The organism is Pseudomonas sessilinigenes, assembly GCF_003850565.1.
Classification (GTDB): domain Bacteria; phylum Pseudomonadota; class Gammaproteobacteria; order Pseudomonadales; family Pseudomonadaceae; genus Aquipseudomonas; species Aquipseudomonas sessilinigenes.
Window position 1 is genome coordinate 3708863 of the sequence record NZ_CP027706.1, and the last position, 21351, is coordinate 3730213.

At 64.1% G+C, this 21351-nt stretch carries 22 protein-coding genes; 13 read left to right on the forward strand and 9 right to left on the reverse strand.

What is annotated here, in order from left to right; translation table 11 throughout:
• Positions 1-42 precede the first annotated feature (42 nt).
• The 8 genes from hflK (at position 43) to cfaB (ending at position 9319) form a co-directional block, all read left to right on the forward strand.
• Positions 43-1992, forward strand: coding sequence for a protease modulator HflK (gene hflK / locus C4K39_RS17100; RefSeq protein WP_124347045.1), 1950 nt, complete (start codon positions 43-45; stop codon positions 1990-1992).
• Positions 1989-3038: a protease modulator HflC gene (hflC, locus tag C4K39_RS17105; RefSeq protein ID WP_068576544.1), complete on the forward strand. Its 1050-nt coding sequence runs from the start codon at positions 1989-1991 to the stop codon at positions 3036-3038. The genes hflK and hflC overlap by 4 nt, the downstream gene beginning before the upstream one ends.
• A complete protein-coding gene (locus tag C4K39_RS17110) occupies positions 3035-4093 on the forward strand; it encodes an SPFH domain-containing protein (RefSeq protein WP_068576542.1) in 1059 nt (352 codons plus the stop codon). Before hflC ends, C4K39_RS17110 begins: the two co-directional genes overlap by 4 nt.
• Positions 4090-5991, forward strand: coding sequence for a heavy metal translocating P-type ATPase (locus tag C4K39_RS17115; protein ID WP_124347046.1), 1902 nt, complete (start codon positions 4090-4092; stop codon positions 5989-5991). The genes C4K39_RS17110 and C4K39_RS17115 overlap by 4 nt, the downstream gene beginning before the upstream one ends.
• Positions 5992-6108: 117 nt before the next feature.
• Positions 6109-6360 (forward strand): BufA2 family periplasmic bufferin-type metallophore, encoded by a 252-nt coding sequence (gene bufA2, locus C4K39_RS17120; RefSeq protein WP_058435465.1) that lies wholly within the window; start codon positions 6109-6111, stop codon positions 6358-6360.
• 62 nt (positions 6361-6422) lie between these two features.
• Complete coding sequence (bufB, locus tag C4K39_RS17125) at positions 6423-7268, forward strand: MNIO family bufferin maturase (protein WP_124347047.1); 846 nt, start codon at positions 6423-6425, stop codon at positions 7266-7268.
• Entirely contained in the window at positions 7259-8047 is a 789-nt protein-coding gene (locus C4K39_RS17130) for an HvfC/BufC N-terminal domain-containing protein (RefSeq protein WP_124347048.1), read from the forward strand. The genes bufB and C4K39_RS17130 overlap by 10 nt, the downstream gene beginning before the upstream one ends.
• Before the next feature lie 84 nt (positions 8048-8131).
• Positions 8132-9319 (forward strand): C17 cyclopropane fatty acid synthase CfaB, encoded by a 1188-nt coding sequence (cfaB, locus tag C4K39_RS17135; protein ID WP_068578346.1) that lies wholly within the window; start codon positions 8132-8134, stop codon positions 9317-9319.
• Between the two features lie 9 nt (positions 9320-9328).
• On the opposite strand, the gene cls is transcribed toward cfaB, so the two are convergent.
• Positions 9329-10768, reverse strand: a complete 1440-nt coding sequence (cls, locus tag C4K39_RS17140; protein ID WP_068578348.1) for a cardiolipin synthase — start codon at positions 10766-10768, stop codon at positions 9329-9331.
• Between the two features lie 141 nt (positions 10769-10909).
• Between cls and C4K39_RS17145 the strand changes: the two genes are divergently transcribed.
• Positions 10910-11434 (forward strand): DUF3617 domain-containing protein, encoded by a 525-nt coding sequence (locus C4K39_RS17145; RefSeq protein ID WP_068578350.1) that lies wholly within the window; start codon positions 10910-10912, stop codon positions 11432-11434.
• 15 nt (positions 11435-11449) lie between these two features.
• On the opposite strand, the gene C4K39_RS17150 is transcribed toward C4K39_RS17145, so the two are convergent.
• Genes C4K39_RS17150 through folE2 form a run of 7 tightly spaced genes read right to left on the reverse strand, consistent with a single transcriptional unit; the run spans position 11450 to position 17101 of the window.
• On the reverse strand, positions 11450-12784 hold the full coding sequence (locus C4K39_RS17150) for a dihydroorotase (protein ID WP_068578352.1): 1335 nt from the start codon (positions 12782-12784) through the stop codon (positions 11450-11452).
• A gap of 2 nt (positions 12785-12786) precedes the next feature.
• Positions 12787-13347 (reverse strand): gamma carbonic anhydrase family protein, encoded by a 561-nt coding sequence (locus tag C4K39_RS17155; protein ID WP_068578354.1) that lies wholly within the window; start codon positions 13345-13347, stop codon positions 12787-12789.
• Positions 13344-13781 carry a phosphoribosyl-AMP cyclohydrolase gene (hisI, locus tag C4K39_RS17160; RefSeq protein ID WP_068578356.1) on the reverse strand — a complete coding sequence of 146 codons (438 nt, stop codon included), beginning with the start codon at positions 13779-13781 and terminating at the stop codon, positions 13344-13346. The genes C4K39_RS17155 and hisI overlap by 4 nt, the downstream gene beginning before the upstream one ends.
• On the reverse strand, positions 13778-14662 hold the full coding sequence (locus C4K39_RS17165; RefSeq protein ID WP_068578357.1) for a metal ABC transporter substrate-binding protein: 885 nt from the start codon (positions 14660-14662) through the stop codon (positions 13778-13780). The genes hisI and C4K39_RS17165 overlap by 4 nt, the downstream gene beginning before the upstream one ends.
• Positions 14663-14673: 11 nt before the next feature.
• On the reverse strand, positions 14674-15540 hold the full coding sequence (locus C4K39_RS17170) for a metal ABC transporter permease (RefSeq protein ID WP_124347049.1): 867 nt from the start codon (positions 15538-15540) through the stop codon (positions 14674-14676).
• Positions 15540-16208, reverse strand: coding sequence for a metal ABC transporter ATP-binding protein (locus tag C4K39_RS17175; RefSeq protein WP_124347050.1), 669 nt, complete (start codon positions 16206-16208; stop codon positions 15540-15542). Before C4K39_RS17175 ends, C4K39_RS17170 begins: the two co-directional genes overlap by 1 nt.
• A complete protein-coding gene (gene folE2 / locus C4K39_RS17180; RefSeq protein WP_068578364.1) occupies positions 16208-17101 on the reverse strand; it encodes a GTP cyclohydrolase FolE2 in 894 nt (297 codons plus the stop codon). The genes C4K39_RS17175 and folE2 overlap by 1 nt, the downstream gene beginning before the upstream one ends.
• A gap of 129 nt (positions 17102-17230) precedes the next feature.
• On the opposite strand from folE2, the gene C4K39_RS17185 reads away from it, so the two are divergent.
• Positions 17231-18451, forward strand: a complete 1221-nt coding sequence (locus C4K39_RS17185; protein ID WP_124347051.1) for an N-acetylmuramoyl-L-alanine amidase — start codon at positions 17231-17233, stop codon at positions 18449-18451.
• A gap of 7 nt (positions 18452-18458) precedes the next feature.
• On the opposite strand, the gene C4K39_RS17190 is transcribed toward C4K39_RS17185, so the two are convergent.
• Positions 18459-18836: a glutamine synthetase gene (locus C4K39_RS17190; protein WP_068578368.1), complete on the reverse strand. Its 378-nt coding sequence runs from the start codon at positions 18834-18836 to the stop codon at positions 18459-18461.
• 120 nt (positions 18837-18956) lie between these two features.
• Between C4K39_RS17190 and dksA the strand changes: the two genes are divergently transcribed.
• From dksA to C4K39_RS17205, 3 genes are read left to right on the forward strand one after another with little or no spacing between them, the layout of a single operon-like run.
• A complete protein-coding gene (dksA, locus tag C4K39_RS17195) occupies positions 18957-19361 on the forward strand; it encodes an RNA polymerase-binding protein DksA (protein WP_068578370.1) in 405 nt (134 codons plus the stop codon).
• Positions 19362-19393: 32 nt separating this feature from the next.
• Positions 19394-20602: a zinc metallochaperone GTPase ZigA gene (gene zigA / locus C4K39_RS17200; RefSeq protein WP_124347052.1), complete on the forward strand. Its 1209-nt coding sequence runs from the start codon at positions 19394-19396 to the stop codon at positions 20600-20602.
• Complete coding sequence (locus tag C4K39_RS17205; protein WP_068578373.1) at positions 20602-21300, forward strand: DUF1826 domain-containing protein; 699 nt, start codon at positions 20602-20604, stop codon at positions 21298-21300. Before zigA ends, C4K39_RS17205 begins: the two co-directional genes overlap by 1 nt.
• Positions 21301-21351 lie beyond the last annotated feature (51 nt).

Genomic DNA, 21351 nt, shown 5'->3' on the forward strand with positions numbered 1-21351 from the left:
CCGCGATTCATGCAGAGGGCCGGACCAGAGCGGCGGGGTGGTATGCAAGTCGATCTAGAGACGCAAGGGCCAGACGTGGCCGGCTTGCCAAGGTTCCAGCAGGCAATCTTCCACAGCGTGCGTTTACGCCGCTGGGGCATTGGCCTGTTGACCCTGGCGATACTGGGATTGGTATCGGCGGTATTCGTCGATCTGTTCGCGGCGCTGACCCTCTGGCCGGTGGTGTTGGTGAACCTGTCATGTGCCTTGCTGGTACTGGTTGCGGGCCTGCAATCGGCCGGCTGGGTCAGCCAATGGCGAGAACAGGCGATCGCCCCTGCGCCAGCGAGTCCGCAGGAGGAAGAACCCCAGGTACAGGCAGGAGGGCGGTTTTCCGCGGCCCTGGGCACGCGGGCCAGGCATCTGTTGCGGCAGATCGGGGCACCGACCCTGTGGCTTGGCGGCTGGTCGTTGCTGGCCCTGTATTGCCTGTTCCAGGTGTTCAATCTGGCGCTGCCCGCCACGGCCCTGGGCTTGAGTGCCAGTGTCTTCGCTGCGCTGGCACTGTTACTGGCCTTTGCCCTGTTGGTGCTGGAGCGCCAACTGGCCCAGGAACACCCGGCTGAATGGCCGGAGGCTGCGGCCCTGGCGCAGCTGCTGCGAATGGCGATCCTTTGCCTGCTGGCCAGCGCACTGTGCCTGCTGCTCAGCAGTGATACGGCGCTGTGGCCGGTGCGCCTGGCGGTATTGATCGGTTTGTTGCCTGCACTGGTGGCCGGCGAGTTGCTGCTGCGCTCGCTGCTGTCGTTGTTCAGCCCCCAGCGCGAGCGCCTTGAGCCCAGGTTGCTGGCCCATAGTTTTATCGCTGACTTGCTGCGCTGGCCACCGCAGCCACTGCTCAGCCTGCAACACGAATTGCACAACCGATTCGGCATCGATCTGCGACAGATCTGGGCTTTTGCCTATATGCGCCGAGCCTTCTTCCCCGTGCTGGCGACGATTCTGTTGGTGGGCTGGGTTTTGACCGGTGTTCATGAGATTTCCATGCAAAATCGCGGTATTTACGAGCGTTTTGGCAAGCCTGTCACGGTTTTCGGCCCAGGCCTGCACCTGGGGTTGCCCTGGCCCTTGGGGCGGGTACTGACGGTGGAAAACGGCGTGGTCCATGAACTGGCCACCAGTGTGGGCGAGGCCCCACAACCGATCGAGCCGGCGGCAGCGGAAGGGCCGGCCCCAGCGATTGCCAATCGTTTGTGGGATGCCAGCCACGTGAATGACAAATCCCAGGTGATCGCCAGTGGCAATGCCCGGCAGCAGAGCTTCCAGATCGTCAACATGGACGTGCGCTTCGTCTATCGCATTGGCCTGGACGATGCCGCGGCGTTGGCCGCGACCTACAACAGCAGCGATGTGCCGACCCTGATCCGCAGTACCGCCAGCCGAGTGCTGGTGCATGACTTCGCCTCGCGTACCCTCGATGGCCTGCTAGGGGAGGACCGCACCCGCCTGGCCGACGATATTGGCCGTGCGGTGCAGGCCGATCTGTCCAAGCTCGACAGCGGTGTGGAAATTCTCGCCACTGTGGTCGAGGCCATTCATCCGCCGGCCGGCGCGGCCAACGCCTATCACGCTGTACAAGCTGCGCAGATTGGCGCCCAGGCGCTGATTTCCCGCGAACGTGGGGCCGCAGCGGAACAGACCAACCAGGCGCAATTGCAGGCCAGCGAAGTGAACGATAAGGCGCGTGCCACGGCGCGTGAGATCCAGGCCGAAGCCCAGACGGCCGACCTGCGGTTCGCCGCCGAGCAGAAAGCCTACGCCGGTGCGGGCCAGGCATTCATCCTGGAGCAATACCTCGGCCAGTTGATCCAGGGCCTGAGCAAGGCCCGGCTGTTGATTCTCGATCACCGTCTGGGTGGCGACAGTGCGCCAACCCTCGACTTGCGTACCTTCACCTTGCCCGCCGACCCGATGGCGCCGCGTAAAGCCGCCCAGCCAGGAGCCGCCCATTGAGCCAGTCTTCCCATACCCATTCCCATGATGCGCATGCCGGTCACGACCATGGGCACGGTCATCATCACCATCATGGTCATCACCACCATCACCATGGTGCGCCGGCAGAGGCGGGACCGTTTCCCTGGCGGCGCATGGGCTGGGCAGCGTTGCTGGTGGCATTCGCCCTGGCGGCGGCGAGCCTGGTCCAGGTGCGCTCCGGTGAAGCCACGGTGATCACCCGATTCGGCAACCCGGCCCGGGTCCTGTTGGAACCCGGATTGAACTGGCGCTGGCCGGCACCCTTCGAGGCGGCAATTCCCGTGGACCTGCGCCTGCGTACCACGTCCAGTGGCTTGCAGGATGTAGGGACCCGCGATGGCCTGCGTATCATCGTCCAGGCTTATGTCGCCTGGCGTGTGCAGGGTGACTCGGACAACGTGCAGCGTTTCATGCGGGCAGTGCAGAACCAGCCGGACGAGGCCGCCCGGCAGATCCGTACGTTCGTTGGCTCGGCCCTGGAAACCACGGCCAGCAGTTTCGACCTGGCCGATCTGGTGAACACCGATGCCAGCAAAGTGCGAATTGCCGACTTCGAGGCGCAACTGCGCCAGCAGATCGATCAGCAGTTGCTGTCCACCTACGGCGTGCGCGTCGTGCAGGTGGGCGTCGAGCGCCTGACGCTGCCGTCGGTCACGCTGACCGCTACGGTGGATCGCATGCGCGCGGAGCGGGAAACCATTGCCACGGAACGCACGGCGGTGGGCAAGCGCGAGGCCGCGCAGATCCGTTCCGCTGCCGAACGCGACGCGCGGATCGTGCAGGCCGACGCCACGGTGAAGGCCGCGGACATCGAGGCGCAGTCCCGGGTAGAGGCCGCACAGATCTACGGTCGGGCCTATGCCAGTTCGCCACAGCTCTATAACCTGCTGCGCTCCCTGGATGCCTTGGGTACCGTGGTCAACCCGGGAACCCGGTTGATTTTGCGCACCGATGCTGCGCCGTTCCGAGTATTGGTGGATGGCCCGCCGAACTTGCCGAACAAAGCCCCCGGATCGCAGCCATGAACAGCGTTCCACGTGGAACAAACGAGCTGAACAGCCCGTGGATCCAGGCTGGCCGCCTGGCGTTCATCGCGCTGTATGTGGTCACCCTTCTCGCTGCCCTGGCTTGGGCCTTGTCCAATGTGCGGCAGATCGATCCGCAGAACCGCGCCCTGGTCTTGCATTTCGGCGCCCTGGCCCGGGTCCAGAATGCGGGGTTGCTGTTGGCCTGGCCTCGACCGTTCGAACAAGTGGTGTTGCTGCCGGCTGCCGACCGGGTGCTGGAGCGCAGGGTCGAAGGCCTGCTGCGCTCCGCTGCTGCCCAGGACGGGGACCGGGTCGCGACCCTGGCCACGCCGCTGAACGACACGTTGGCCGGTTCGGGCTACTTGCTCACCGGTGATGCAGGTGTGGTGCAGTTGGACGTCCGGGTGTTCTACAAGGTCAGTGATCCTTATGCATACGTGCTGCAAGGCGACCATGTACTGCCGGCCCTGGACCGGTTGGTGACGCGCAGCGCCCTGACCTTGGCTGCGGCGCGTGACCTGGACACCATCCTGGTGGCTCGCCCGGAACTGCTGGGCAATGACCACCAGGCGGCGGAGCGACGTGAGCGGTTGCGCGGCGACCTGGTGCAAAGCATCAACCAGCGCCTGGCGGATCTTGCTGCCAGTGGGCAGGGCATTGGCCTGGAAGTGACGCGGGTGGATGTGCAGTCGAGTCTCCCCGAGCCAGCCGTCAGTGCGTTCAACGCGGTGCTGACCGCCAGCCAGCAGGCCGACAAGGCTGTGGCCAATGCGCGTACTGAAGCGGAGAAACTTACCCAGAGCGCCAACCAGCAGGCCGATCGCAGCCTGCAAGTGGCCCATGCCCAGGCCAGTGAGCGACTGGCCCTGGCCCGAGCCCAGACCGCCACGGTGCAGAGTCTGGCCCAGGAGCAGCGCAACGGCACCGATCCGCAGATGCTGCTGCGCATCTATCGTGAACGCCTGCCGCAGATTCTTGGCCGAGCCGGCTCGGTGACCACCGTCGATCCGAAAGACGATTCCCGCCTGATCATCCAGGGAGCTGAACAATGACCGCTTCGACCCATGCGGCACCCGCCAGCATGTTGACCACCGCCGAACAACGCAGCGCCGCGCGCCAGTTGACCCTGGCCATGCTCGCCCTGGGGCTGTTGGCCCTGGGCCTGGCCTGGCGTTGGTTGGCACCGGAGCAGGTCGGTGTCAGCCAGCTGCTCCTGGGGGTCGCCTCGCTGCTGGTGGCCGTGCCGGTGCTGCGCTCGGCCTGGTTCAGCCTGCGTTACCCGAGCCTGCATGGCATCACCGACCAGCTGATCGCCCTGGCCATGCTGGGCGCATGGGCCACGGGGGACCTGCTGACCGCTGCCTTGCTGCCGATCATCATGATCTTCGGCCATGTGCTGGAAGAGCGCAGCGTCATCGGCTCCCAGGAGGCCATCGACGCCCTGGGGCGCCTGACCCGGAGCCAGGCGCGCCGGGTACAGGCCGATGGCAGCGTGCAGGAGGTGGATAACGCCAACCTCAGGACCGGGGACCTGGTGGAGGTCCGTGCCGGGGACCGGGTACCCGCCGATGGCGTGGTGGTGTCGGGCCAGGCCAGCCTGGATACCGCGCCGATCACTGGCGAGTCGGTGCCGCAGGAGGCGAGCGTGGGCATGCAAGTGTTCGGTGGTGCGATCAACCTCGATGGCCTGCTGCGCCTGGAAGTGACCCGTACCGGCGAGGAGTCGACCCTGGGCAAGGTGATTGCCCTGATGCAGAGCGCCGAGCGGGCCAAACCGCCGATTACCCGCCTGCTGGAACGCTATGCCGGCAGCTACCTGGTGCTGGTGTTGCTGCTGGCAGCGGTGACCTGGTTCATTACCAATGATGCCCAGGCCATGCTCGCCGTGCTGGTGGCGGCTTGCCCTTGTGCCTTGGTGCTATCGGCGCCGGCCACCGCCATCGCCGGAATCGCCGTGGCGGCCCGCCACGGCATCCTGATCCGCAGCTCGGCGTTTCTCGAAGAACTGGCGGACCTGACCTCCCTGGTGGTGGACAAGACCGGAACCCTGACCTTTGGCACCCTGCGCCTGCAGGCTGTCGACACTGCCCAGGAAGATCGAAGGGCGCTGCTCAGCCTCGCCGCCAGCCTGGGGGCGGCCAGCAGTCACCCCGTCAGCCGGGCGCTGGCAGCACTGGTGCCGCCTGAGCAGCAATGGGCCCTGGAGGATATCCATGAGCGCCAGGGCCTGGGCGTGGTCGCGCGTACCGACGAAGGCCAGGCGGCGCTGGGTCGACCGGAGCTGTTCGCCAGCTTGGATATCGATACCAGCCCGGTTCCGAACCATGATGGGCCGATTGCCGGGTTGGCGCTCAATGGTGAGTTCCTCGGTTGGCTGCTGTTGGCCGATAGCGTCAAGCCCGAAGCCGCCCAGGCCCTGCAAGAGCTGCGCGAGTTGGGGCTGGGGCGCCAACTGTTGCTCACCGGTGACCGGCAAAGCGTGGCGGACAGCCTGGCGCGAGAGGTGGGCATCAGCGATATCGAGGCCCAGGCCCTGCCGCAAGACAAGCTCCAGCGGGTGCTGGGGGAGATCGACAAGGGGTTTCGGCCCATGGTGGTCGGCGACGGCATCAACGACTCCCTGGCACTCAAGGCTGGAGTGGTGGGGGTCGCCATGGGGGCGGGCGGCGCGGACATCGCCCTGGCCTCGGCCGACGTGGTGCTGATCGGCAGTGACTTGCGCCGCTTGGGGACTTGTGTGCGCCTGAGCCGTGAATGCCGGCGCACCTTGCAGGTCAACGTGATCATCGGCCTGGGCTGGACCCTGGCCATCGTCGCCTTCGCCGCATTCGGCTGGCTGGGGGTGGCAGGGGCGATGATCGCCGCGGTGCTGCATAACCTCAGCACCTTGCTGGTGCTGGGCAATGCCGGGCGCTTGCTGCGCTTTCAGGAGCCTTTGGCCAAGGCTTGAGTCGCCGGCTTTTATTTTCATCCCGGCTGTAACGCCGGGAGTCTTGCTCTCTCTAGTGGCATGACGGGGTTGCTCAGGCTTCCCGTCTCCCCCTTGCGACTATTGAGGAAATACAAGATGAACATGAAGAAAACCGCTGCCGGCGCTGCCCTGGCTTTCGCTGCCGCCAGCCTGTTTGCCGGTGTCGCCACCCAAGCGACTGCCGCCGATGCCCAGGTGCATTGCTACGGCGTGAACGCCTGCAAGGGCCAGAACGACTGCAAGACCAAGGACCACGCCTGCAAGGGCATGGGGGCCTGCAAAGGCCAGGGGTTCAAGGCCATGACCCAGGCCGCCTGTGAAAAGGCCGGCGGCAAGGTCGGCGAGTAAGCGGCGATCGAGTGTTGCCGTGGCGGGGACGCCTGCTGCGGCCACTTGGCAAGGAGTTGGCGATGTCTGATGTTCCTTCTTGCCTGGGCTACGGCCTGGGTTTGCGCAGTGCCTACTATCAGCAGATTCTCGATGACGAGCCGGCGGTCGACTGGTTCGAGATCATCTCCGAGAACTTCATGGTCCAGGGTGGCAAGGCCCTGTACTACCTCGATGCCATTGCCGAGCGCTATCCCATCGTGATGCACGGGGTGTCGCTATCCATTGGCGGTCCCCACCCCCTGGACCACGATTACCTGGCACAGCTCAAGGCATTGGCCGGGCGAGTGCGTCCGGCCTGGGTTGCCGATCATCTGTGCTGGAGCCGGGGCAACGCCCATCAGTTACACGACCTGCTGCCGCTGCCTTACACCGAGGAAAGCCTGCGCTATGTGGCTGGCCGAGTGTGTGAAGTGCAGCAGGTGCTGGAGCGGCCACTGGTCCTGGAGAATGTCTCCAGCTATGTAAGAAGCGCTGCCGATGAGTTCAGTGAATGGGAGTTCCTGTGTGCCCTGAGCCAGCTCAGTGGCTGTGAGCTGCTGCTGGATGTGAACAACGTCTATGTCAGCTCGCGCAACCATGGTTTCGATCCCTGGCAATTCATCAAGGGACTACCGCCGCAACGGGTACGCCAGCTGCACCTGGCCGGTCACCAGGACTATGGCGACTATGTGATCGATACCCACGATCACCCCGTATGCGATCCGGTCTGGGAGCTGTATCAGCGAACCCTCGAACACCTTGGACCGGTAGCGACGCTGCTGGAGCGTGACGATCACTTTCCGCCCCTGGAACAGTTGCTCGCCGAGCTGGACAAGGCCCGGGAGCTGGGATGCCAGGCACTGGCCGGGAGACAGCGATGCGCCTGAATGAATGGCAATTGGCATTTGAAGGCTATCTGCTGGGTGAGCAGCCCCTGGCCGATGCTGCCCTGAGCCGGAGCCTGGTGGGCGGGCCGACCCTGGATGTCGAGACCGGGCTGGCGATCTACCACAATGCCTATCGGGCGCGGCTGCAGGAGGTGATGGAGGGCGATTTCCCGAGCATCCGTCGTTGGCTGGGTGAGCAGGGGTTTTCGTCTTTGGTCGCGGCGTATCTACACCACTCGCCGTCGCGGCATTTCAGCCTGCGGTGGCTGGGGCAGGGGTTCGCCGATTTCATCCCGAGGCATGTGGTGTCTGGACAGGGCCTGCCCCTGGCAGAGTTGGCGCGACTGGAATGGGCCTTCACCCTGGCATTCGATGCTCCAGAGGCCGCGGTGCTGAGCGTGCCGGACTTGGCGGCGCTGGATGCTGCCCAGTGGCCTGAGTTGCAACTGCGCCTGGCTCCTTGTGTGCAATGGTTGCTGTTGCGCTACAACAGCCTGGCCCAATGGCAGTCGGTCAAGGCAGAGGTGGATTTCCCCCCGAGTGCTTTACTTGAACAGGAGCAGGTTTGCCTGGTCTGGCGCTCGCAGCGGGTCTGCCGCTATCGCAGCGTGTCGGCAGGAGAAGCCCAGGCGTTGCAGGGGATGTGCGCAGGGCAGTGGAGTTTCGCGGAACTCTGTGCCGAGCTGGCCGTCACTTATGACGAGGGGGCTCCTTTGCAGGCGGCGTCCTGGCTGAAACAGTGGGCCGAAGACGGCTTGGTGTGGCGCTACGGACCATAGAAAACCGCTATCAAATCGATAGCCTGCTAATTTTCAAGGATGGTCTACCCTCATTCCAGACGTCTGAACAAGGGGGGATTTTTCATGCTTGTGCAACTTCCACCGGCCTTACAGAATCTGCAACTGCCCCTACGCCTGCGGCTCTGGGATGGCCATGAGTTCAACCTCGGGCCCGAGCCCAATGTCACCATCGTGGTCAAGGACCCGCAATTGGTGGCACAGCTCAGCCACCCAAGCCTGGATGCGCTGGGGGGCGCATTCGTCGAGGGCAAGCTGGAGCTCGAGGGCTCCATCAGCGAAGTCATTCGAGTCTGCGACGAGTTGAGCCAGGCCCTGCTGGCCGACGATGAAAGCGACCAGCCCGTGCGCTCGCTGCACGACAAGGCCACCGATGCCGCCGCCATTTCCTATCACTACGACCTGTCCAATGCCTTCTACCAGCTCTGGCTGGATAGCGACATGGCCTATTCCTGTGCCTACTTCGAGACCGGCAGCGAGACCCTGGAGCAAGCCCAGCAGGCCAAGTTCCGCCACCTGTGCCGCAAGCTGCGCCTGCAGCCGGGCGACTACCTGCTGGATGTCGGTTGCGGCTGGGGTGGGCTGGCCCGTTATGCCGCCCGCGAGTTCGGCGCCAAGGTCTTCGGCATCACCCTGAGCAAGGAACAGCTGGCCCTGGGCCGCGAGCGGGTCAAGGCCGAGGGCCTGGAAGACCTGGTGGAACTGCAACTGCTGGACTATCGCGACCTGCCCCAGGATGGCCGCTTCGACAAAGTGGTCAGCGTCGGCATGTTCGAGCACGTGGGCCACGCCAACCTGCCGGAATATTGCCGGACCCTGTTCGGCGCCGTGCGCGAAGGCGGTCTGGTGATGAACCACGGAATCACCGCCAAGCACACCGACGGCCGCCCCGTGGGCCGGGGAGCAGGGGACTTCATCGAACGTTATGTCTTCCCCAACGGCGAGCTGCCGCACCTGTCGATGATTTCCGCGCATATCAGCGAGGCGGGCTTGGAGATCGTCGATGTGGAAAGCCTGCGCATGCACTATGCCCGCACCCTGGATCACTGGAGCGAACGCCTGGAAGACAATCTGGAGGCCGCGGCCAAGCAGGTGCCGGAGCAGGCGTTGCGGATCTGGCGGGTGTACCTGGCAGGTTGCGCCTATGCATTCGCCAAGGGCTGGATCAACCTGCACCAGATTCTCGCGGTCAAGGCTCATGCCGATGGCAGCCATGAACTGCCCTGGACCCGGGACGACCTCTACAACCCGTAAGGCCTGTCTTCACAGGATCGGAGAAATCAGCCGCGCGACCCGCATGCCCAGTTGTTGCAGGCGGTGGGTCTGGCGGCTTTCTTCCTTGGCCACTTCCCGCGCCCTGGCGAAGTCGGCTTCCAGCATGTCCTGCACCTGGGTGGCGAAGTCATCGTCCACGGTCAGCAACATCACTTCGAAATTCAGGCGGAACGAACGATTGTCCAGGTTGGCGCTGCCGATGGCGCTGATCTCATTGTCGATCAACACCACTTTCTGATGCAGGAAGCCGGGCTGGTAGCGAAATACCCGGACGCCGGCACGTACTGCCTCGAAGGCGTACAGGCTGGACGCGGCATAGACGATGCGATGGTCCGGGCGTGCCGGCAGTAGGATGCGCACATCCACATCGCGCAGCACGGCCAGGCGCAGGGCGGCAAATACGGCTTCGTCGGGAATGAAATACGGGCTGGTGATCCATACCCGTTCAGTGGCGGCGTGGATCGCCTCGACGAAGAACAGCGAGCAGGTCTCGTAGGCATCGGCCGGACCGCTGGCCAGCAACTGGCAGAGCACGCCGCCATCGGGATAGGTGTCCGGCAGGATCAGCGGCGGCAGCTCCCGCGTTGCCCAGTACCAGTCTTCGGCGAAAGACTCCTGCAGGCAGGCCACCACCGGGCCGCCCACTTGCACATGGGTATCGCGCCAGGGCGCCAGGGGCGGCTTCAGACCCAGGTATTCATCGCCCACGTTGTGCCCGCCCACGAAGCCCAGCACGCCATCCACCACGACGATCTTGCGATGGTTGCGAAAGTTGACCTGGAAGCGGTTGAGCCAGCCGCTGCGGGTGGCGAAGGCATGCACCTGGACTCCGCCGTCGCGCAGGACTTGCACGTAGCTGGCGGGCAGGGAGTGGCTGCCAATGCGATCGAAGAGCAGGTGGATGGCCACGCCTTCCCGGGCCTTTTCCAGCAACAGGCGTTGCAGGCGCCGGCCCAGTTCGTCGTCGTGGATGATGAAGAACTGGATCAGCACTGCTTTGTGGGAGCGGCGGATGGCATTGAAGATCGCCTCGAAGGTGGCATCGCCGTTCACTAGCAGGCGCACCTGGTTATTGGCCAGGCAGGGCATGCGCCCCAGCTTGGGCATGGCCCGCAGCGAAGCGTAGGCCGCGGAGGCGCGGGCGGTGAGCGCTTCTTCGACCCAGGGCCGCCAGTTCTGATCGTTGATCGCCTTGTGCATCTCGACGTTGGCTTGGCGCCGGGCCTGGATATAGGCATCGAAGGTGCTGCGGCCGAACACCAGGTAGGGAATCAGCGTCAGGTAGGGCATGAACATCAGTGACAAGGCCCAGGCAATGGCGCCTTGGGCGGTCCTGACTGTGAGCACTGCATGGATCGCGGCGATCAGGCCAAGAAAGTGCAGTAAGGCGATGAGGTAGCCGAAGGGATGTGGGCCAAAATAATCCATGGGGCAGCCATGCTCCTGAAGATTCGATGCCTGGGTCCAGCTAACAGACCATGTTCCACGACGAAAGTCGCTATTTTATTGTGTATGCAACGCCGTGCCCTGGCCGAAGTCTAACGGCCACTATTGTCTAGGAGTCATTCGATGAAACTTCGTTTAGTGGGTTGGGCCTTGGCGGCGGGGTTGGCGCTGCCGCTGGTTGCACAGGCGCAGATGCTGCAGCCGGGGTTGTGGGAGCTGACCAGCAGCAACATGAAGATCGATGACCAGAACCTGCCGGACCTGTCATTGATCCTCGGCCAATTGCAGCAGCAGATGACTCCACAGCAACGGGCCATGCTGGAAAAACAGGGCGTGACCATGGGCGGCAAGGGCATTCGCGTCTGCCTGACGCCGGACCAGGTGAAGTCCGACACCATCCCGCTGCAGGACCCGCAGTCCGGTTGCCAGCAGCAGGTCACCGAGCGCAGTGGCAACCAGTGGAAGTTTCGCTTCAGCTGTCCCAAGGCCCAGGGCAGTGGGGTGGCGAAGTTCATCAGCGATCGCGAGTTCACCACCAATGTGATCGGTACCTTCAACGCCACCGGCCTGCAGCAGAAAGGCAGCATGGACACTCGCGCAGTCTGGCTTGGCCAGGATTGCGGCACGGTCAAACCCCGCGCCTCTTGAGCCGGGGCAGGGCGGCTAGCGGGTGAAGCGCAGGGGTAGGCCTTGGCAATGCTCGTTCAAGCGTCCCTGGTGCCAGGCCAACTGGCCTGAAACCAGGGTAGTGCTCACGCTATGCCGCCAGCGCCGACCGCTAAAGGGCGTCCAGCCACAACGGGCCAGGATCGGTTGCTCATCCACGGCCTGGCCTTCGGGTTCCGGGCGAATCAACACCAGGTCGGCCCAGTAGCCTTCACGCAAGTAGCCCCGATCGGGGATGGCGAACAGGTCGGCCACCCGGTGGCTGGTCTTCTCCACCAGGGTGGTCAGCGGCAGCACGCCGTCGGCCACCAGTTCCAGCAACGCCGGTAATGCATGTTGCACCAGGGGCAGCCCGGCAGGGGCTCGGGTGTAGGGCAGCTGTTTCTGCGCCCAGGTGTGGGGCGCATGATCGGTGCCGATGACATCCAGGCGTTGGCTGTTCAGGGCCTGGCGCAGAGCGTCGCGGTCGGCCTGGGACTTGATCGCCGGGTTGCACTTGATCAGGTGCCCCAGGTGCGAGTAATCCCGGTCGTCGAACAGCAGGTGGTGCACGCACACTTCGGCGGTGATGCGCTTTTGTGCCAGGGGGCGGTCTTCGAACAGCGCCAGTTCCCGGGCACTGGTCAGGTGCAGCACATGCAGGCGGGTGCCGTGGCGCCTGGCCAGGGCCACGGCCATGGATGAGGAACGGTAGCAGGCCTCGGCATCGCGGATGCGTGGGTGGGCGGCGGCCGGAATCTGCTCGCCATACAACTGCTGCCAGCGTTGCTGGCGAACCTGGATGCTCGGTGTGTGTTCGCAATGGGCCAGGAGAATGGTCGGTACCTGGCTGAACAAGCGGTCCAGCACCTGGGGATCGTCCACCAGCATGTTGCCGGTGGAGGCGCCCATGAATACCTTGACCCCGGCGACTGTGGTGGGATCGAGGGCAGCGACGGTATCGAGGTTGTCGTTGCTGACCCCGAAGTGAAAGCCGTAGTTGGCCACCGAGTGTTTGGCCGCACGGCGTTGCTTGTCCTCCAGTGCCTCCAGGGTCAGGGTGGCCGGCGAGGTATTGGGCATGTCCATGAAACTGGTGATGCCACCGGCCACCGCTGCCCGCGATTCGCTGTGGAAGCTGCCCTTGTCCGGCGCGCCGGGTTCGCGAAAGTGCACCTGGTCGTCGATCATGCCCGGCAGTAGCCACTGGCCCTGGGCGTCGATCTCCAGCTCGGCGCTCAGGTGGTCGAGGCTGCCGATGGTCTCGATGCGACCGTTGTTCACCAGCAGGTCGGCATCCAATTGTTGCCCTTCGTTCACCAGCCGGGCATTGCGGATAAGGATTCGGCCCATGGTCAAAACTCGTTCTGCAGGGCCTTGTAGCCACGGACCAGGTCGACATTGGTGCGCGCCACATCTTCGGAAAACTCCGAGGCGCTGACACTCACCGGAGGAAATTGCCCGAGGTCGGTCTTCGGGCCGATGCGAGTCGTGGACGGTACATAGAAACCCTGGGGCAGGTCGCGCCCATCCACCACCGAGTTGTGCCGCACCACGCTGCCGTCACCCACCACACAGTTGAACAGCACGCTGTTGAAGCCGATGAACACTCGGTCACCGACCACGCATGGACCATGGACGATGGAACGGTGGGCAATGGAGGTGTACTGGCCGATGGTTACCGCCGCTCCGGATTTGGAGTGGATCACTACGCCGTCCTGGATATTCGAATTGGCGCCGATGGTGATGGCCTCCATCTGGCCGTCGGCGTTCACTTCGTCGGCGCGGATCACGGCGTAGGGGCCGACGAAGACGTTCTCGCCGATCACCACCTTGCCGCAGATGATGGCGGTCTTGTCGACGTAGGCCGATTCGGCGATGACCGGCAGGTCGCCGGAGGGGTTTTTACGGATCATGGCGCGGGTCCTTCAAGGGGGGAACTGATGACTTCCACCGCGCCATCGCGAATGGCGTTGTAGAAACAGTTGGGGCGCCCGGTATGGCAGGCCGGTCCGCTCTGTTGCACCTGCAACAGCACGGCATCGCCGTCGCAGTCCAGGCGTGCTTCCACCAGGCGCTGGCGATGGCCGGAACTCTCGCCCTTGCGCCACAGGCAATTGCGCGAACGCGACCAGTAGCAGACCTGGCCGCTGGCCAGGGTTTCGGCCAGGGCCTGGCGGTTCATCCAGGCCAGCATCAACACCTCGCCGCTGTCATGTTGCTGGGCGATGGCGGCGATCAGGCCATCGGCGTTCCAGGGCAGGGCGTCGAGCACTGCGGTCAATGGCCAGCGGCTGCCCAGGGGAGCTGTTTCCAGATCCAGCAGCGATAGCGGCGGGTGCTTGATCATGGTCGGCTCAGGGCGTCGTACAGCGTATTGAGGTTGTATTCGAACAGCCCGGTGAAGGTACTGGCCGGGCCGCTGGCCGATAGCGCATCGGAATACAGGACGCCGCCAATATGCGCACCGCTTTCCTCGGCGATCTGCTTGAGCAGGCGCGCATCCTTGATGTTCTCCATGAACACCGCCTTGACCTTGGCTTTGCGGATCTGGGTGATCAGCGCAGCGACTTCCGCCGCCGAGGGCTCGCGTTCAGTGGACAGTCCCTGGGGGGCCAGGAACTCGATGCCGTAGGCCTGGCCCAGGTAGCCGAAGGCATCGTGGGAGGTGACGATCTTGCGGTTGCCCGCCGGCAGGGCGCCGAGCTTGGCCTTGGCTTCGGCCAGCAAGCGGTAGATGCGCTTGAGGTAGTCCTGGCTGTTGCGTTCGTAGTCGCTGCGATGGGCCGGGTCGGCGGCGATCAGCGCCTTGGTGATGTTGTTCACATACAGTTCGCTGTTGGCCAGGTTGTGCCAGGCGTGAGGGTCGGGGATTTTCTCGCCGTCTTCTTCCAGGCTGCGCGGGATCACGCCACGGCTGGCGGTGATCACGGTGGCCGGGGTAGCGGTGCTGGCGACCAGGCGATCGAGCCAGGGTTCGAAGCCCAGGCCATTCTTGATGATGAGCCGGGCGCCGAGCAGGGCCTTGGCATCGTCCGGCGTGGGTTCATAGGTATGGGCGTCTTCGTCGGCCCCCACCAGGTTGCTGATCCGTACGTGTTCGCCACCGACCTCGCGGGTCATGTCGGCGAGAATGCTGAAGCTGGTGACCACGGCAATTTTGTCCGCCGCCTGGGCACTGGATAACCACAGGGACAGCAGCAGGCTGGACAGCACGAGTAGGGCGCGCATCGACAAGAACCTCACAGGGATGAAGGCAGGGGCGGGCGGTGCAGCAGGCCGTGGACCGGCCCGAACACCACCGACAGCAAGTACAAGCCGCCGGCTATCAGCACGATGGCCGGGCCGCTGGGCAGCGAGTAATGGAACGACAGCAGCAGGCCGAGCCAGACCGACAGGCAGCCCAGGGCCGCGCTGATACCGATCAGGATCGGCAGGCGTCGGCTCCAGAAACGCGCAGCGGCGGCCGGCAGCATCATCAGGCCCACCACCATCAAGGCACCGATGGCCTGGAAGCCGATCACCAGGTTGAGCACCACCAGGGTCAGGAACAACCCATGGGCCAGGGGGCCGAGCCGGCTGACGCTGTGCAGGAATAGCGGATCGAGGGTGTCCAGCAGCAAGGGTCTATAGATCAGGGCCATGGCCAGCAGGCTGACGGCCGAGACGATCAACATGCCGTCCAGGGTCGGTCCGTCCACCGCCAGGGCCGAGCCGAACAGCAGGTGCAGCAAGTCCAGGCGTTTACCGGCCAGGCCCAGGATCAGCACTCCGGCGGCCAGGGAAATCGGGTAGATAGCGGCAATGCTGGCGTCTTCCCGCAGGCCGGTACGACGAGTGATCCAGGCTGCCAATCCGGCCATGCCCAGTCCTGCGCCAAGCCCGCCGAGAGTCAGGGCGGGCAGGCTCAGGCCGGCGAACCAGAAGCCCAGGGCTGCTCCGGGGAGAATGCCGTGGGCCACCGCATCGCCGATCAGGCTCATGCGCCGCAGGATCAGGAACACACCCAAAGGAGCGGTACTGCAGGCCAGCACCAGTCCACCGAGCAAGGCCCGGCGCATGAACATGAATTCGTTGAAGGGGTGCCAGAGATGGGCGGCGAGGTGCATCAGGCCACCTGAGGGCAAATGGGGTGGGCGATCAGTTCCTGGCTGGGAGCGAACACGCAACCGCTGTGCTTGAGCAACAGGGTCTGGGGAATATGCTGGCGCACCGCGGGCAGGTCGTGGCAGACCACCACCAGGGTGCGACCTTGGGCATGCCAACGGTGCAGGTGTTGCCAAAGCAGGGCCTGGCCGGATTCGTCGAGGGCGGCATGGGGTTCGTCCAGCAACAGCAGTGACGCTTCGGTGAGGGTCAACCGGGCCAGCAGCGCACGTTGCAACTCTCCACCGGACAAGGCCATCAATGGGCGTTTCTGCAGACCTTGCAGATGCCAGTCGGCGAGGACCGCGTGCAGTTTTTGGGATCGGCTGGCGGCAGTTTCACGCTTGCCCCAAAGGCCGGCGATCACCAGTTCCTCCAGGTTGATCGGGAACTGTCGGTCCAGGTGTTGCTGCTGCGGCAGGTAGGCCAGGCCTGTGTGTCGTGGCAGGCTGCGCTCGACCTTGCCCGAGAGCGGCTTTTGCAGGCCGGCGATTACTTTTAGCAGGCTGCTTTTACCCGAGCCATTGGCGCCGATGATCGCAGTCAGGCTGCCGCTTGCCAGATGCAGATCCAGCGGTGGAGTCAGTGGCTGGCCCGGAGCTCCCCAGCGCAAGGCGTGGCAGCGCAGCATCAGGCCTCCCAGTTCCAGCGACTTTCGGCCACGGCATCATGGGCGTGCAGGCTCTCTGCATGCACGACCCGCAAGGCGAAGGCATTGATCCCGGGGGAGCGACGCAGGGCCAGGTTGAGGCGCCGGGCAGCGTCTTCGCAGAACATCAGGTTCTGCCCATTGGCCAGGGCAAAGGCTTGTTCGTCGGCACGTTTTACGGCGGTTTGTACGGCGGTGCCCAGGGCGTTTTCTGCGTCGTCGATCACCGCGATCAGCGGCAATTCATCGACGAAGTTATCCAGGCGCAGACGCAACTGCGCGTTGCTGCGTTGGCTGTGGGGCGTGGCGACGATGCCTTGGGTCGAACCCAACCAGGCCAGGACATCGGCATGCTGCAAGGTCTTATTGGCGAAGTCATCGACGAACTGTTGCTGGATCAGCTGGCGCGACAGTGCCGCCGAGCAGGGGCAGGTCGAGGAATAAGGTACGTCGATCTTTAGTTCCACGTGGAACATGGCGTTTTTCAGCTGTGCCTCGATGCTCAGCGGATAGCGTTTCCAGCCAGCCAGTGGGCTGATCAGCGCCGGTCGCTTGAGCAATAGATCCAGGTGAATGCGCAGGTAGGCGTGTTGCGCCAGGCCTTCATGGCTATCGAGGAAGCGTTGCAGCACCCGACGCAGCAAGGCCGGGGTGAGGTTCTGCTGCTCCAGCATTTCCAGGGCCAGGTACAGGCGTGACATATGGATACCCCGGGCTTCGCCATCGTCGAGGCTGACTCCCGCATCGGCCATGGCGGCGGTTCGCTGGCCATCGATCACTACAGGTAAGGCGATGCCGCACATGCCGACCCAGTCCAGTGGCAAGGCTTGGCGTGAGGCCTGCGCGGCAATATCCGGCAGAGTCAGCGCGTTCATGAGCAGGTCCGTCGTTGGAAAAGATTCGGCATGTTATATTATAACAATACACGTGATGGAAAGTTTTTCCTCAACGGTCATCCATCCTGCCTCGTGAGTACGGACGCTCCTTTATTTGCGGTAGTCGCCATGCATAGACGTCAATTGCTCAACCTGTTGTTGGCCGGTACGGCCCTGGTGTTCCCCTGGAGTGCCTACGCCACGCAGATCCGCAGTGCGCGGCTGTGGAACTCTGCCGACAAGTTGCGCCTGGTGCTGGATCTGAGCGGCCCGGTGCACTACAAGACCTTCACCCTGAGCGCCCCCGAGCGGCTGATCATCGACCTGAGCGGTGCGCGCCTGAGTGGTGACTTCAGCCAGCTGGCCTTGGCCAATACGGTGATCCGCTCGATCCGTTCCGGGCATTTCGGCCAGGGTGATACCCGGATCGTTCTCGATTTGAATCAGCCGGTGCAGCTCAACAGCTTTCTGTTGCCTCCCCAGGACGGACAGGGCCATCGCCTGGTGCTGGATCTGTCCAGCAGCACCAAAATCGCACCCAGCATGGCCGCGGCTGCGGCGCTGGCCGCCAAGCCCCCGGCCCTGGCGGATCGGGCCCATCCCAAGCGCGACATCATCGTGGTGGTGGACCCCGGGCATGGTGGCAAGGACCCTGGAGCGGTAGGGGCCAGGGGCGAGCGTGAAAAGGATGTGGTGTTGTCCATCGCCCAACTGCTGGCCAAGCGGCTCAAGCGCGAGAAGGGCTTCGACGTGAAGCTGGTGCGCAACGATGACTTCTTCGTGCCATTGCGCAAGCGTGTGGAGATCGCCCGCAAGCACAAGGCGGACATGTTCATTTCAGTGCATGCCGATGCTGCACCGCGCCTGACCGCTTCCGGGGCCTCGGTGTTCGCCCTGTCCGAAGGCGGGGCGACCTCCGCCACCGCGCGCTTCATGGCCCAGCGGGAGAACGGTGTCGATCTGCTGGGGGCCAGCAGCTTGCTCAATCTCAAGGACAAGGATCCGATGCTCGCGGGGGTGATCCTCGATATGTCGATGAACGCCACCATCGCCGCCAGCCTGCAATTGGGCAGCACCGTGCTGGACAGCCTGTCGGGGATTACCAGCCTGCACCAGAAGCGCGTGGAGCAGGCCGGGTTCGCCGTTCTCAAGTCGCCGGATGTGCCCTCGATCCTGGTGGAGACCGGTTTCATCTCCAACAGCCGCGACAGCCAGCGCCTGGTCACGGCGCGGCACCAGCAGGCGATTGCCGATGGCCTGTTCCAAGGCTTGCAGCGCTACTTCGAGAGGAATCCGCCGGCCAACAGCTACATGGCCTGGCTCCAGGAAACCAGGAACAACCAGGTCTAGGGCGTCCTCAGCAGCCCGTGATGCGGCTGCAAGTGAACTGGCCACGGCTGCCGCCAGAGCTGGAAAAACGATTGCGCGTGGTCCAGCCCACGCGCTGGCTGTAGCCCACCCAGGCCTCGCCGTCGGAGGCCAGGCCGGTGAAGAAGGTCAACTGCCCGTAGCGGCTGTTGGTCTGCGCCCAATAGCGCTTGCCACTCACCTCGAAGCCTCGCAGGTAGGTCGTGCTGCCGGCGGCGGCAACGCTGTAGGCATTGCCCTGTGGATCGACGCAGGCCAGCAGCGTGGCACTGCGGGTGCAGGCCGCCAGGGTACTGGGGAGCGCGGCACAGGCATGGCCGGCAAGCAAGGTCAGGCTGCAGATCAGGGCGGGCAGGATCGGGCGCATGGCAGTTCTCTGGGCAACAGGGGCGCAGCATCGCGCCCTTCGTCATGTCGGGCAAGAGAGGGTTGGCGGATCTGCATTGTTATAATATAACATAAAAGAAAACCCGATCCGTGACCCGCCATGACTGAACAAGACCTGCTCGCCCAGCCCGATGCGCACTACATGAACGATGCCCAACAGGGTTTCTTCCGCGAGTTGCTGCTGGCCCAGCGCAGTGAGCTGCAGGAGCGCATCTGCGGCGAATTCGACCTGCTGCGCCAACAGGAAACCCATAGCGACCTGGCGGATATCGGCAGCGCCGAGGAGCAGCATCAATGGCAACTGCGCCTGCTGGAGCGGGAAAAGAAGCTCCTGGACAAGATCGATGAGGCCCTGGAGCGCCTGGCCCGTGGCGAGTACGGCTGGTGCCGCGACACTGGCGAGCCCATCGGCCTGCGGCGCTTGCTGCTGCGGCCCACCGCCACCTTGTGTATCGAAGCCAAAGAACGCCAAGAGCTGCGCGAACGCCACCAACGGGCGCTTTGAGCCAGCCGCGAACCTGATGAGGATCTACCCCCATGACCGACCGTCTTCCCGTTACCGTGCTGTCCGGCTTTCTTGGCGCGGGCAAAAGTACCCTGCTCAATCATGTGCTGCGCAACCGCGACAACTTGCGGGTGGCGGTGATCGTCAACGACATGAGCGAAATCAACATCGACGGCAGCGAGGTGCAGCGTGATGTCAGCCTCAATCGCGCCGAAGAAAAGCTGGTGGAGATGAGCAACGGCTGCATCTGCTGCACCCTGCGCGAAGACCTGCTGGAAGAGGTGGGCAAGCTGGCCCGGGACGGCCGCTTCGACTACCTGCTGATCGAGTCCACCGGTATTTCCGAACCGCTGCCGGTGGCGGAAACCTTTACCTTCCGCGATGAGTCCGGCCAGAGCCTGGCGGACATCGCGCGGCTCGACACCATGGTCACCGTGGTCGACGGCATGAACTTCCTGGTGGATTACCAGGCTGCGCAGAGCCTGGCCTCGCGGGGGGAAACCCTGGGTGAGGAAGACGAGCGCTCGATCACTGACCTGCTGATCGAGCAGGTGGAGTTCGCCGATGTGATCCTGGTCAGCAAGATCGACCTGATCAGCAGCCAAGAGCGCCAGGAGCTGCTGGCGATCCTGGCGCGGCTCAATGCCCAGGCGCAAATCATCCCTATGGTCATGGGCCAGGTGCCGCTGGCGAAGATCCTCAATACCGGCCGTTTCGATTTTGAGCGTGCGTCCCAGGCGCCGGGTTGGTTGAAGGAGCTGCGTGGCGAACACGTGCCGGAAACCCAGGAGTACGGTATTGCCTCTACGGCCTACCGGGCCCGGCGGCCGTTTCATCCGCAGCGCTTCTTCGACTTCATCAACCGGCCCTGGAGCAACGGCAAGTTGCTGCGCTCCAAGGGCTTCTTCTGGCTCGCCAGCAAGTACCAGGAGGCGGGCAGCTGGTCCCAGGCCGGTGGCCTGATGCGCCATGGCTTCGCCGGGCGCTGGTGGCGCTTCGTGCCCAAGCAGCACTGGCCCCAGGATGAGGAGAGCACGGCGGCGATCATGCACAACTGGACTGCAGCCACTGGCGATTGCCGCCAGGAGCTGGTGTTCATCGGCCAGAACATCGACTTTGCCCAGCTTCGCGCCGAGCTGGACCAATGCCTGCTGGACGACGCCGAAATGGCCTTGGGGGTCGAGGCCTGGAGCTTGCTGGTTGATCCGTTCGGGCCCTGGCATGACGAGGAAGCGGCCTGATGTTGAACCTGTGCACTCCACTCACACCATTGCCCAGGCGGCCATTGCTCGGGTCGTGGCCGGTCGGTTTCAGGCAGCTGCGCCGCCCGGCCATTGGCGCCACGGCGGCGGTGCTGGCCGAAGTTCTCGAGGATGATGTCAATCTCGGCCTCTGGCAGCGCCAGTTGCCGGCGCATATCGCGGATTTTGGCGAGTTGTTGCTGTCGCTGAACGAGCCCCTGGCCGAGTCCCTGAGCCTGGAATTGCCTGATGAGGACGCCGTGCCGAATCTGCGTGGGTTGGCCTCCGGGTTCAGCGATTTACTGGGTTATGAAGGCTTTATCGCCGATGTTTCCTGGCTAGTCAGTGCTTTTTCCTGCCTGCTGGGTGCCCGGCGCGTGGGCTTGCGCCTGCGGGTGCTGGACAAGGCCATGTGCCCGCGTTTTCACGTGGACCACGTACCGATGCGCCTAATCACCACTTATGCCGGTATTGGTAGCCAATGGCTACGCGAAGGTGCGATGGACCGCCAGCAGTTGGGGCGGCCGGAAGCCGAACCTCGGGACCCGGCGCTGATCCAGCAGATCAGCTGCGGTGCTGTCGCGCTGTTCAAGGGTGAGAAGTGGCACGGCAACGAAGGTTTTGGCCTGATCCACCGTTCGCCGCAACCTGCAACGGGGGAGCGGCGCTTGATCCTGACCCTGGACTGGCTGGGCTGATGTAGCCACTGCCGCAGGTGGCGCAAAGGATGACAGGCCTCAGCGCCAGGG

What these genes read in the sequence shown, in the direction of transcription:
- hflK (WP_124347045.1), top strand. Translation starts at nt 43, where the DNA reads ATGCAAGTCGATCTAGAGACGCAAGGGCCAGACGTGGCCGGCTTGCCA.
- C4K39_RS17110 (WP_068576542.1), top strand. Translation starts at nt 3,035, where the DNA reads ATGAACAGCGTTCCACGTGGAACAAACGAGCTGAACAGCCCGTGGATC.
- C4K39_RS17115 (WP_124347046.1), top strand. Translation starts at nt 4,090, where the DNA reads ATGACCGCTTCGACCCATGCGGCACCCGCCAGCATGTTGACCACCGCC.
- bufA2 (WP_058435465.1), top strand. Translation starts at nt 6,109, where the DNA reads ATGAACATGAAGAAAACCGCTGCCGGCGCTGCCCTGGCTTTCGCTGCC.
- bufB (WP_124347047.1), top strand. Translation starts at nt 6,423, where the DNA reads ATGTCTGATGTTCCTTCTTGCCTGGGCTACGGCCTGGGTTTGCGCAGT.
- C4K39_RS17130 (WP_124347048.1), top strand. Translation starts at nt 7,259, where the DNA reads ATGCGCCTGAATGAATGGCAATTGGCATTTGAAGGCTATCTGCTGGGT.
- cfaB (WP_068578346.1), top strand. Translation starts at nt 8,132, where the DNA reads ATGCTTGTGCAACTTCCACCGGCCTTACAGAATCTGCAACTGCCCCTA.
- cls (WP_068578348.1), bottom strand. Translation starts at nt 10,768, where the DNA reads ATGGATTATTTTGGCCCACATCCCTTCGGCTACCTCATCGCCTTACTG.
- C4K39_RS17145 (WP_068578350.1), top strand. Translation starts at nt 10,910, where the DNA reads ATGAAACTTCGTTTAGTGGGTTGGGCCTTGGCGGCGGGGTTGGCGCTG.
- C4K39_RS17150 (WP_068578352.1), bottom strand. Translation starts at nt 12,784, where the DNA reads ATGGGCCGAATCCTTATCCGCAATGCCCGGCTGGTGAACGAAGGGCAA.
- C4K39_RS17155 (WP_068578354.1), bottom strand. Translation starts at nt 13,347, where the DNA reads ATGATCCGTAAAAACCCCTCCGGCGACCTGCCGGTCATCGCCGAATCG.
- hisI (WP_068578356.1), bottom strand. Translation starts at nt 13,781, where the DNA reads ATGATCAAGCACCCGCCGCTATCGCTGCTGGATCTGGAAACAGCTCCC.
- C4K39_RS17165 (WP_068578357.1), bottom strand. Translation starts at nt 14,662, where the DNA reads ATGCGCGCCCTACTCGTGCTGTCCAGCCTGCTGCTGTCCCTGTGGTTA.
- C4K39_RS17170 (WP_124347049.1), bottom strand. Translation starts at nt 15,540, where the DNA reads ATGCACCTCGCCGCCCATCTCTGGCACCCCTTCAACGAATTCATGTTC.
- C4K39_RS17175 (WP_124347050.1), bottom strand. Translation starts at nt 16,208, where the DNA reads ATGCTGCGCTGCCACGCCTTGCGCTGGGGAGCTCCGGGCCAGCCACTG.
- folE2 (WP_068578364.1), bottom strand. Translation starts at nt 17,101, where the DNA reads ATGAACGCGCTGACTCTGCCGGATATTGCCGCGCAGGCCTCACGCCAA.
- C4K39_RS17185 (WP_124347051.1), top strand. Translation starts at nt 17,231, where the DNA reads ATGCATAGACGTCAATTGCTCAACCTGTTGTTGGCCGGTACGGCCCTG.
- C4K39_RS17190 (WP_068578368.1), bottom strand. Translation starts at nt 18,836, where the DNA reads ATGCGCCCGATCCTGCCCGCCCTGATCTGCAGCCTGACCTTGCTTGCC.
- dksA (WP_068578370.1), top strand. Translation starts at nt 18,957, where the DNA reads ATGACTGAACAAGACCTGCTCGCCCAGCCCGATGCGCACTACATGAAC.
- zigA (WP_124347052.1), top strand. Translation starts at nt 19,394, where the DNA reads ATGACCGACCGTCTTCCCGTTACCGTGCTGTCCGGCTTTCTTGGCGCG.
- C4K39_RS17205 (WP_068578373.1), top strand. Translation starts at nt 20,602, where the DNA reads ATGTTGAACCTGTGCACTCCACTCACACCATTGCCCAGGCGGCCATTG.